This window comes from Klebsiella sp. Ech2A (assembly GCF_030078455.1).
Classification (GTDB): domain Bacteria; phylum Pseudomonadota; class Gammaproteobacteria; order Enterobacterales; family Enterobacteriaceae; genus Klebsiella; species Klebsiella terrigena.
Genome location: NZ_JAQGFU010000158.1, coordinates 1 through 10,282, shown reverse-complemented (window position 1 = coordinate 10,282; position 10,282 = coordinate 1). Strand labels below are relative to the sequence as shown.

The window sequence follows — 10,282 nt, the reverse complement described above, 5'->3', positions numbered from 1 at the left end:
ACTACGCCGGCGACGTGCTGCATTTTGGCCTCGCCTGCGAACGGCTGCGCGCCGAGGGGATCCCCTGTGAAACCATGGCTATCACCGACGATATCTCCAGCGCGCCGCTGGCTGAAAAAGAGAAGCGCCGCGGCGTAGCCGGCGATCTGGTGGTGTTTAAAGCCGCCGCCGCCGCCGCAGAACGCGGCGATTCGCTGGCCGAGGTGCTGGCTATCTCCCGTCGTGCCAACGAGCAAACGCGCTCGCTAGGCCTGGCCTTCAGCGGCTGCACCTTCCCCGGCGCCGAGCACCCGCTGTTTACCATTCCGGAAGGGAAGATGGGCTTTGGCATGGGGATCCACGGCGAACCGGGCATTAGCGAACTGGACACCGTGTCGTCGAACGAGCTGGCGCAGATGCTCACCCGCCCCCTGCTGGAAGAGCGCCCGCAGGCTATCGCGCAGGCTAAAGGCGCGCGCCTGGGCGTCATTATTAACGGTCTTGGCTCGGTGAAGTATGAAGAGCTGTTCGTGTTCTGGCACGACGTGCAGCCGCTGCTGCAGGAAGCCGGCGTCGAAGTGACCGATATCCAGATTGGCGAGTTTGTCACCAGCTTTGATATGGCCGGGATGTCGATGACCTTCGTCTGGTTTGATGACGAGCTGGAGGCCCTGTGGCTTGCCCCCGCCACCGCTCCGGCCTTTAGCCGCGGCTCCGTTCTGCCGCACGTTCCCCTCGATCCGCAGCAGCTGGCGCAGAGCGGCGAGGTCACCATTCCCCAGGGCAGCGCGGAATCGAAAGAGGTCGCCGTCAAGGTGATGGCGATGATTGACGCCGTCGCGCAAACGGTGATTGATAACGCCGAAGAGTTTGGCCGTATCGATGCGATCGCCGGCGACGGCGACCACGGCATCGGCATGGAGCGCGGCGTCGTTGCCGCCCGCAGCGCGGCGAAAAAGGTGCTGGAACGGGGTGCCGGAGCCGGTACCCTGCTACAATTCGCCGCTGACGCCTGGGCAGACGAGGCCGGCGGCACCTCTGGCGCCATCTGGGGCGTGATCCTCAATACGCTGGGTATCACCATCGGCAATCAGGAAAAGCCTGACGCCGCGCGGGTGGCGCTGGCCATCTCGCAGGCCAACGCCGGAGTGATGCATTTTGGCAAAGCCAAACCCGGCGATAAAACCCTGGTCGACGTGCTGCTGCCGTTTAGCCAGGCGCTGAGCGCGGCAACGGACGAGGGGCTCTCTCTCGCAGAGGCCTGGAGCAAAGCCGAGCGCGTCGCCCGCCAGAGCGCACAGGATACCGCCCAGCTGCTGCCAAAAATCGGCCGCGCCCGCCCGCTGGCGGAACGCAGCCTCGGCACGCCGGACGCCGGCGCGGTCTCGCTGGCGATGATCATCGCCGCGGTAGGCGCCTGCATGAGCGACAACCCTGAAACTGAACAACATCGGGAGAACGTATGCCCCTAAGCCCCATCGTCGGCACCAGCCATAAAACCTATTTTGGCTATGGCCAAACCCAGGCGTGGTGCCAGCAGGTTGCCGATCTGCTGCGCCAGCAGCCGGCAGAGCTGACGGCGCGGCTGCAGCTGTTCACCTTCCCGGCGATGCCGGCGGTCGCCGCTGCGCTGCGCTGCTTTGAGGGAACGGCCATGGCCACGGGAGCGCAGAACATCTGCGCCGCTCCGCCCGGCGCCTGGACCGGCGAGAGCAGCGCCGCCATGCTGCAGGAGATGGGCTGCCGCTACGTCGAGCTGGGCCATGCCGAACGGCGGCGCCACTTCGGCGAAACCACCGACGTCATCAACCAGAAGATCGATATGGCCTACGCCACGCATCTCACGCCGGTCGTTTGTATTGGTGAAGACCGGCAGATGAGCGCCGAAGAGGCCGCCGCTTACGCCATCGGCCAGGTGGAGGCGCTGCTGGCGCACCGCGGAGACGGCGCGCTGCCGCCGACGATTTTTGCATGGGAGCCGCAGTGGGCCATCGGCGCGCCAAAGCCCGCCAGCGACGACTATATCCGCCACGTCTGCCGGGAGCTGCGCGCGCATTTGCAGCAAAATTACGGCCCGCAGCTGCAGGTTATCTACGGCGGAAGCGCGGGCCCCGGCCTGCTCAGCCGCCTGTGGCCCGACGTTGACGGCATTTTCCTCGGCCGTTTTGCCCACCGGCCCGAGGACTTTGCGTCAATTCTTGCCGAAGCGCAGAAGATAGCGGCCGACCGCCCGGAGAGCTAGCCGTCCTTCCCGAAGCGCGACGGGGTTTGCAGAGAACCGTCGCGCTTACCCTGCTTGAGGTAAAAACGTTTCTGATATACTTTCAGCAAATGTTCACCCCCTAAACATTAATCTATCGCGTGGAGAAAGCAGCCGAATGGAAAAATCGAGCGCGTCCCAGGAGTATGAGCTACTCACCGAGATTGCCGTAGCCTACTACTGTGATGAAATAACGCAGGAAGAGATTGCCAACAAATTTGGCTTCTCGCGTATTAAGGTCGGACGTCTGCTAAAACGGGCAAAAGAAGAAGGGATCGTCGAGATCAACGTCCGCTACCACCCGATCTTCAGCACCCAGCTGGAGAAGCAGCTCAAAGATCGTTTCCCCATCACCCGCGCGCTGATCGCCCTCGACCATAACGATGAAGAGGAGCAGCGTCGCCAGGTTGCCACCCTCGTCTCCAGCCACCTCAACAACATGCTGAAAGATAACGTGGTGGTGGCGGTGGGTCAGGGTCGCAACGTGGCGGCGGTCGCCGAATTTTCCGGCACCATCCAGGCGCGGGACTGCCGCTTTATTTGCGGCATCGGCGGCACCCATCGGCCGGGCGATATCATCAACGCCGATCATATCAGCCGTCTGCTGGCGAAAAAATTTGGCGGCAGCAGCGAGTCGCTGTACGCGCCGGCCTACGTCGAAAATATGCAGCTAAAAGAGCTGCTGCTGCAGAACGGCACCATCAAAGAGACGCTCGACCGCGCGCGTAAGGCCGATATTGCCCTGGTTGGCATCGGCGATATGAACGAAGAGAGCTACATGGTGAAGCTGGGCTGGTTCACGCCGCAGGAGATCAACGACGCCAGCATTAACCAGGGCGTTATCGGCGACGTCGCGGGCTACGACTTCTTCAACTCCCGCGGCGAGCACGTCAACACGGTGATGGACAACCGGGTGATTGGCCTGAGCGTTGAAGAGCTCAAGCAGATCCCATGCGTGATTGCGATTGCGTCTGAAAATACCAAAGCGATGGCGATTATGGGCGCCCTGCGCACCGGGGCCGTCGACATCATCGCCACCAGCGCCCGCAACATTCGCACGATTTTAAGCATGAGCCAGTAATCCGCCGGGCTGATTGTTAGCCCGACAAATTGCCCCCTCAGTTAATCAGAACAGGCGGAAGCGGTATTCAACGATCGCTTCTGAAGCCAGGGTGTGGGTTCGCGCGTAGCGGCCGTCGGTCAGCACCGGCGTTTTTCCGCTGCTTTTGTACGACCAGCCCGGACCAAACATCAGCCATACCGTCAGGTCCTTAAAGCGCGGGTCGGAAGGAACCCAGCGGCTGAAGGCGCTAATTTCGCCGCTGCGCACGTGATTGCCCCGGTAGCTAAACTGAGCAATATTGCCGGCCAGGCCGATCGCCAGCTCCGGAGTCAGCTGGTAGTCCGAGATATTCGCCAGCACCAGCTCCCGGTCACGCATGTAGTCATCGCCCGCGTAGGCCATCGAGATAAACGTGCCGCGCGAGTTTTTGCTCATATGCCGCGGGTAAAAGCCCACCTCGTTCGCTTTTTTAGCCTCGGTATAGCCGATGCCCCACCTGCTGCTCCAGCGCTGCGCTTTCCAGCTGGCATCAAGGGCGAAATGCCGGGCGCTATCATCGAAGTCGCGCTTGCTCGCGGGCATCGCACGATACTCATCAAGCGCGCGGGTCGCGTATATCTGCATGCCGATATTCAGCGGCGCTATCGGTCTGAGATTGGCAAACAGCAGGTGGCGGCGCAGATAGCTATCGCTTTCGCCATAGCCATACTGCAGATCCAGATAGCGGCCTTTCCACAGCAGCTCGCCGCTGGCCAGGTGGTTAATTTCACGCCCGGCGTTGGTCTGGAAATGCTTCTTGTCCGGCGAGTTGCGGTCCATGGAGTTTTCCACGTACGCGCCGCGCAGCGTCAGGTCGTCATAGCTCAGAGCGCCGCTCCAGCCGGCGTAGGTGGTCGGCGACAGCCGCGTCGAGGTCGAGATGACGCCATAGTTTTTCAGTACCTGCCAGCCCCAGCGGACGTTAAGCTGCATATCCGCGACGCTGTACCTGAGCTTAAGATTACGCTGACCAAATTTAGAGAAGCCTTCGGCATTATTTTTACTATTACCGGGGCCGTTATTGTAGAGCACGCCGCGAGAGTTAAAGTAATCGCTGGCTCCCAGCTTAACGGCGCCATAATAGATAATATCGGCGCCGAATATATCGTTAAAATAACCCGACTGATAATCCACGGCGATCCCCTGCCCCCACGCATTATGCACGCGCTTAGGATTGGCGTTCTCTTCCTTAAGATATTTCCAGTAGTTTTTTAACGATAAGGTCATATGCGAATCGCGGAAAAAAGGCTCACTCACCATGTCGTTCATTAACGTGAAAGGCTGCTTAGCTTCATTATTATTACCGCCCCAGGCGGCTGTCGAAGCGCAAAGGGCGATAAGCGCTACGGTAACGCGAGTCAGATTCATAGTATCCCCCAGAGTCAGGCCGAACCGCATCCTTACCAACGACGGGTAATAATGAGATACGGCCCAAAAAGAGTGCAGTAAGCGTTATTTTATTTTTCGCCGAGCGCCTGCTTTCCTGCCTCAACGTATTTTAACGAGCCGATCTCATCTACCCGATAGCGGCCGTTGTGATAGCTGATTTTGACCACCGCCGCGTTAGCTAACGGCCTATTTTTCGCCGGGTCATCGGTGAGATCGGAGATCATTATCTGCATCGCCGTACCGGATGAAATCGCCAGAATATTTTTATCGCCGTCGGCTTTCGCCTGCGCAAGCATGGTCGCCAGCGCCGCCTGAACGCGCTGCTTCACCTGGTCGTAGCTCTCCGTCATCCCCCTGGGATCGGCGCTGGCAAGCGCGTTCTGGCTATCGCGCACCGACAGCGTACCGGCCTTCATCTTCCGGTACAGCGCCGCCGCGTCGGCAAGCCCCAGCTGACGGGCTCCCGCGGCGGCCATATCCCGATTCAAGCCGCCCTCGAACCCGCCGAAGAACGCTTCGCGAAGGCCCGCCAGCTCGGTCGGCCGAGAGTCGGCGATCCCCGCCTGCGCCATAATAACCGCCATCGTTTCGCGCTGCCGCCCGGCATCGCTGGTGTAGAAACTGTCGAATTTAATCCCCTTGAGGCCGGCACCTAAATAGCGCGCCACCCGCCGTCCATCCTCGGTCAGCGGGGAGTCGGCCCATCCCTGAACGCGGTCAAAGGTATTAAGCAGCGTTTTCCCGTGGCGGGCAAAATAGATATTCACCGTATCGTTATCGGCAGCGGTTATTTTATTTTCCGCAGACCAGGCGACGCTGCTGGTCACCACGACTAAAGCTAACAGCCATCTTTTCATGTTATATCCTTGCGTTATTCACACCTGTAATAAAAACAAAAAAACCCACGTTCAATAACGAAAGTGATAACCACCGCTTTCGCTACCTGACGTAGGTTTTGCCTGTATACACAGTAACAATCCAATTACGCCGACCATATCACCCTTGCGAAATAACGCCACACACTTTTTCGTGGCAAATTAATAAATGTGATCGCCAGCAGATTAAGCAGCGGCATCGCCATATATTCCATGATATATTCATGCATCGGCTAATAATCCCCAAAAACAGATATCACCTGCGGTAAAAAGTCTCACGAAAGGAACCTGACTAATAACGCTTTATTTATTGAAGCCGCTCACAAAAAATAGCCTTTGCCTGGACGAAGGCCGCAGCCTGGCGTATTTTCGTGGCTATCCGGGATTGTTACTGAATGCAGGCAAAACCTAAGATATCCGTCGCAGCGGCGCTGCTGGCAGGAGTCTTAGGTTTTTTTTTGCGCCCGATTCAGCCCTTTCATCAAATACAAAGGATCCAAAGTGAAAAAAATCTTTCTCACCGCCGCGCTGCTCTCCGCCGTCGCCTTCTCCGCCGGGGCGGCCCGGCCCGCGCTGAAAATACTGATCGTCAACGACGACGGCTGCGCCTCGCCGGGCAGCACCTCGCTGCAGGACAAACTGGCAGCCAAAGGCTATGACGTCTGGATGGTCGCCCCCGCCACCAACCAAAGCGGCATAGGTTCCGCCATCACCTTTAAACCCGGTAAGATCTTCGACCTGCAAAAGGTCGCCGACAGGCGCTACTGCTTCCCCGGCACTCCGGCGGACGCCGTTGACTTTGGGCTTAATGGCCTGCTGAGGGACGCGCCGCCGGACCTGGTTATCTCCGGCGTGAACGACGGCCCCAACACCGGCATGGCGCAGGTCAATTCCGGTACCGTCAGCGCCGCCGCCCGCGCCGTGCGCTACGGCATCCCGGCGATCGCCGCCAGCATCGGCTATATCTTTAGCGATGAGGAGATGAAAAACGGCTGGCCGGCCACGCATCAATACTGGCCGGAGTCGGTCGATTACGTCGTGGGCGTAGTCGATACCCTCAGCGCCAAACGAACCCCGGGCGCGCCCGTCTTACCCAAAGGGTCCGGGCTGAGCATTAACTATCCGCCGCTGGCAAAAGCCGGGATCAAAGGGGTGCGCTACGTCGATAACGAAACGTTCCCGACGCCGCAGATCGGCTATGAGCTGACGGCCGACGGCAAGGCGAAGCAGACCCTCAACCCGGCGGCGCTCGCGCCCACGCTTGACGACACTGACTCCGGCTGGCTCAACAAGGGCTATATCACCTATACCCTTTTTGACGGCGTGTGGAACGCCCCGCAGTTTACAGACCAGTACAAGGCGCTGTTAGGCCAGTAAATGCGCGGACCGCACGGCCCTCTGACGGTGAACGTCGTCGGGCAGAGCGGAAAAAGCTCAATAGGTTAAAAAACGGCGGCAAAGGCGCACGAAGTGAAGAGGAAGTTATAAATACGGCACTTACCATATTGTTTTTCAATATATAACGGGGTGCCAATGTCTGTACTCAGAAGCCTTCTCTTTTTCCTTGGCGCGGCCTTCGCCTCCGCCGTCGCGGTACTCTGTCTATGGATTGACGTACGGGTATTCGATAACAACATTGCGGAAATCTCGCTTACCGAAATCATGCAGGAGCTGGTGCTGGCGGCAATCGTGCTGATTCACTTCTGCCTGGCAAAGAGATATGCGCTGCTGCGCTGGTGCAATCTTCTCGTCGGAGGGTTTTTCCTCGCGATGCTGATCCGCGAGCTGGACGCGGTCTTCGATCTGATCTCCCACGGCAGCTGGGTCTGGTTTGCCCTGCTCTCCACGCTGTGTACGCTTATTTATCCGCTCATCCATTACCGTCAAACCCTTGCGCAGCTGGCGCAGTACACCCGCACGCCCTACTACGGGATGATGCTCAGCGGGCTGCTGGCGGTGCTGGTCTTCTCGCGCCTGTTCGGGATGCACGGCCTGTGGTTCGCCATCCTGGCGGAAGATTACGCCCGGGCGGTGAAAAACGCCGTCGAAGAGGGCAGCGAGTCGTTTGGCTACATGCTGTGCCTGACGTCATCGGTCGGCTACTACTGCTATTTTCGCTATCTCGCCCGCACTTCGGCCGCGGCCAGCGCCTGAGCCCACGCGCCTCCGGGGCCGGCGGCCCCTAGTAGTTCCACTTCGGCCTGGCGACGGTATTCTTCTTGAGTAAATTACGAAACTCTTTCAGATAGGGCTCGTTGCTGCGTCCGCGTTTGCAAATCGCCGAGAACGGCGACTGGAAGCCGAACTCGTTGGGCAGCAGCACCCGCAGCCGGTTCTCCTTGATCCACGGCCAGGCGTAGTGCTCCGGCAGGTAGCCGATATATTTCCCCGAGAGGATCAGCAGCAGCTGCGCATCAACCGTCTCCACGGTGGCGCTGCCTTTGCTGAAGCCGCGCCGCCGCAGATCGCTGGTATTCCAGTAGCTGCGGGTCACCAGCGGGCACTGGCTGATCTGCTCTTTATCGAGCTGGCGGCTGAAGAACATCGGGTGCAGGTCGCTGCAATAGAGCCAGTGCTGCTCGCGATAGAGCGGCTCGCTGATGATGTTATGCACCTGGGAGTTGTAGCTGCCGATCGCCAGATCGATATGGTTATTGAGCACGCCGTTCAGCTGCTCCGCCGGGGTGCGGATAATTAGTTTGATATGCACGTGAGGAAACTTATCGCTGAAGCTGCGCAGCACCACCGGCAGCGACAGCGCGGTTTCGGTTTCAATCGAGTCGAGGGTCGAGATGCAAATCGTGCCGCTGTGCTCGCCCTTCAGCAGCGCCGACTGGCGCTCCAGCTCGTTCAGCTCGCCGAGCACCCGAATCGACTGCTGTAAAAACTGCTGCCCTTTCTCGGTCAAAGCAAAGCCGCCGCGCCCGCGCTGGCACAGGCTAAATCCGAGCTGGCCTTCCAGCTGGGACATCGCGTTGCTGATCGCCGACACCGAAATTCCCAGCTCCTGCTGGGCCCTGCCGTAGCTTTCGAGGCGGGCCACCGCCTCAAAAATCTGCAGCTGACGAATATTGAGACTGCCTTCGCTGTGCATGCTTAGTTCACCATTAAATGAACTAAGTATTTACAGCAGACGATTTAAAGTCCAGCGCATCTTTCGCACTATCTCCTCATCGAGCATTGGTAACTCAGATTCAGGAGCTGAAATGGATAACGTCTTTCATCAACCGCAGGGTGGTAACGAGATGCCGCGCTTCGGCGGCCGCGCAACGATGATGCGCCTGCCTTTTATCGAAGATTTACAGGGCCTTGATGCGGCCTTCGTTGGCATCCCGCTGGATATCGGCACCTCCCAGCGCTCCGGTACCCGCTACGGGCCGCGCTATATTCGCACCGAATCGGTGATGATTCGCCCCTACAACATGGCAACCGGCGCGGCGCCTTTTGAGTCGCTGTCGGTGGCCGATATCGGCGACGTGCCGATAAATACCTACAGCCTGCTCAAATCGGTGCAGATCATCGAGGATTACTACACCGCTTTAAATAGTTTCCCACTCATCCCCCTGACCCTCGGGGGAGACCACACCATCACCCTGCCGATTCTGCGCGCCCTGACCAAAAAGCACGGCCCGGTGGGGCTGATTCACGTGGATGCCCACACCGACACCAACGATGAGATGTTCGGCGAGAAAATCGCCCACGGCACCACCTTCCGCCGCGCCGTCGAAGAGGGACTGCTGGATCTTAAACGCGTGGTGCAGATTGGCCAGCGCGCCCAGGGCTACGCCGCCGGCGACTTCCAGTGGGGCGTTGACCAGGGCTTTCGTCTGGTGCAGGCGGAGCAGTGCTGGCACCGGTCGCTGGCGCCGCTCATGGCCGAGGTTCGCCAGCAGATGGGCGAGGGCCCGGTCTATCTCAGCTTCGATATCGACAGCCTCGACCCTATCTGGGCGCCCGGCACCGGCACGCCGGAAGTCGGCGGCCTGACCTCCATTCAGGCGCTGGAGATCGTCCGCGGCTGCCGCGGCCTGGACCTGATTGGCTGCGATCTGGTTGAGGTCTCCCCGCCCTATGACGTCAGCGGCAATACCTCCCAGCTGGCGGCCAACCTGCTGTATGAAATGCTCTGCGTCCTGCCGGGCGTGAAATATCCATAGGAGATTCAGAATGCAGCCAACCGCCCAGCCCACCCTGCAGCTCAAGGTTTTTCGCACCCTCTGGGGCGTGACCACCCCGTGGCAGCAGACCCTCAGCGAGCTAAAAAGCGTTGGCTGCTGCGGCATCGAGGCCCGCGTGCCGCTAAGCGCCGACGAGCGGCAGACGCTGGCCCGGCGCCTGCAGGAGTCCGAGCTGGAGTATATCGCCATCGTCTTTAGCGGCGGCGGCGTGATCCCGGCGCAGGCCGAGACGCCGCACCAGCATCTGGAGCGCTTAAAAAGCCGCTTTGAAGACGCCAGGACGCTGAATCCGCGCTTCGTCAATCTGCTGGCCGGCAACGACCGCTGGCCGCTGGCGCAGCAGGTGGATTTTCTCGGCCGGGCCCACGAGCTGGCCGCCGCCTGCGAGGTGACCTGCAGCTTTGAAACCCATCGCGCCACCTCGCTGTATAGCCCGTGGCTGACTCTGGAAATTATCCAGCAGCTGCCGCAGCTGCGCTTTACCGCCGATATCAGCCAC

At 59.7% G+C, this 10,282-nt stretch carries 10 protein-coding genes; 7 read left to right on the top strand and 3 right to left on the bottom strand.

What is annotated here, in order from left to right; all coding sequences use genetic code 11:
- From PFH44_RS20935 to PFH44_RS20925, 3 genes are all read left to right on the top strand, one after another.
- Positions 1-1,451, top strand: a 1,451-nt coding sequence (locus PFH44_RS20935; RefSeq protein WP_283826029.1) for a dihydroxyacetone kinase family protein, incomplete at its 5' end; no start/stop codon positions are given.
- Positions 1,442-2,221, top strand: a complete 780-nt coding sequence (locus tag PFH44_RS20930; RefSeq protein ID WP_283826028.1) for a triose-phosphate isomerase family protein — start codon at positions 1,442-1,444, stop codon at positions 2,219-2,221. The genes PFH44_RS20935 and PFH44_RS20930, both read left to right, overlap by 10 nt.
- A gap of 136 nt (positions 2,222-2,357) precedes the next feature.
- Positions 2,358-3,320, top strand: a complete 963-nt coding sequence (locus PFH44_RS20925) for a sugar-binding transcriptional regulator (protein WP_045857819.1) — start codon at positions 2,358-2,360, stop codon at positions 3,318-3,320.
- A 45-nt stretch (positions 3,321-3,365) separates the two neighbouring features.
- On the opposite strand, the gene PFH44_RS20920 is transcribed toward PFH44_RS20925, so the two are convergent.
- Both PFH44_RS20920 and PFH44_RS20915 read right to left on the bottom strand, forming a co-directional pair.
- Complete coding sequence (locus tag PFH44_RS20920) at positions 3,366-4,709, bottom strand: OprD family outer membrane porin (protein ID WP_283826027.1); 1,344 nt, start codon at positions 4,707-4,709, stop codon at positions 3,366-3,368.
- Between the two features lie 89 nt (positions 4,710-4,798).
- On the bottom strand, positions 4,799-5,587 hold the full coding sequence (locus PFH44_RS20915; RefSeq protein WP_283826026.1) for a histidine phosphatase family protein: 789 nt from the start codon (positions 5,585-5,587) through the stop codon (positions 4,799-4,801).
- A gap of 519 nt (positions 5,588-6,106) precedes the next feature.
- Between PFH44_RS20915 and surE the strand changes: the two genes are divergently transcribed.
- Complete coding sequence (surE, locus tag PFH44_RS20910; protein WP_283826025.1) at positions 6,107-6,982, top strand: 5'/3'-nucleotidase SurE; 876 nt, start codon at positions 6,107-6,109, stop codon at positions 6,980-6,982.
- A gap of 156 nt (positions 6,983-7,138) precedes the next feature.
- A complete protein-coding gene (locus tag PFH44_RS20905; protein ID WP_283826024.1) occupies positions 7,139-7,759 on the top strand; it encodes a transporter in 621 nt (206 codons plus the stop codon).
- Between the two features lie 28 nt (positions 7,760-7,787).
- On the opposite strand, the gene PFH44_RS20900 is transcribed toward PFH44_RS20905, so the two are convergent.
- Positions 7,788-8,699 (bottom strand): LysR family transcriptional regulator, encoded by a 912-nt coding sequence (locus PFH44_RS20900; protein ID WP_045857808.1) that lies wholly within the window; start codon positions 8,697-8,699, stop codon positions 7,788-7,790.
- Positions 8,700-8,811: 112 nt separating this feature from the next.
- On the opposite strand from PFH44_RS20900, the gene speB reads away from it, so the two are divergent.
- Together speB and PFH44_RS20890 are read left to right on the top strand one after the other, a co-directional pair.
- Complete coding sequence (speB, locus tag PFH44_RS20895) at positions 8,812-9,762, top strand: agmatinase (RefSeq protein WP_045857806.1); 951 nt, start codon at positions 8,812-8,814, stop codon at positions 9,760-9,762.
- 34 nt (positions 9,763-9,796) lie between these two features.
- Positions 9,797-10,282, top strand: a 486-nt coding sequence (locus PFH44_RS20890) for a sugar phosphate isomerase/epimerase family protein (RefSeq protein ID WP_283826030.1), incomplete at its 3' end; no start/stop codon positions are given.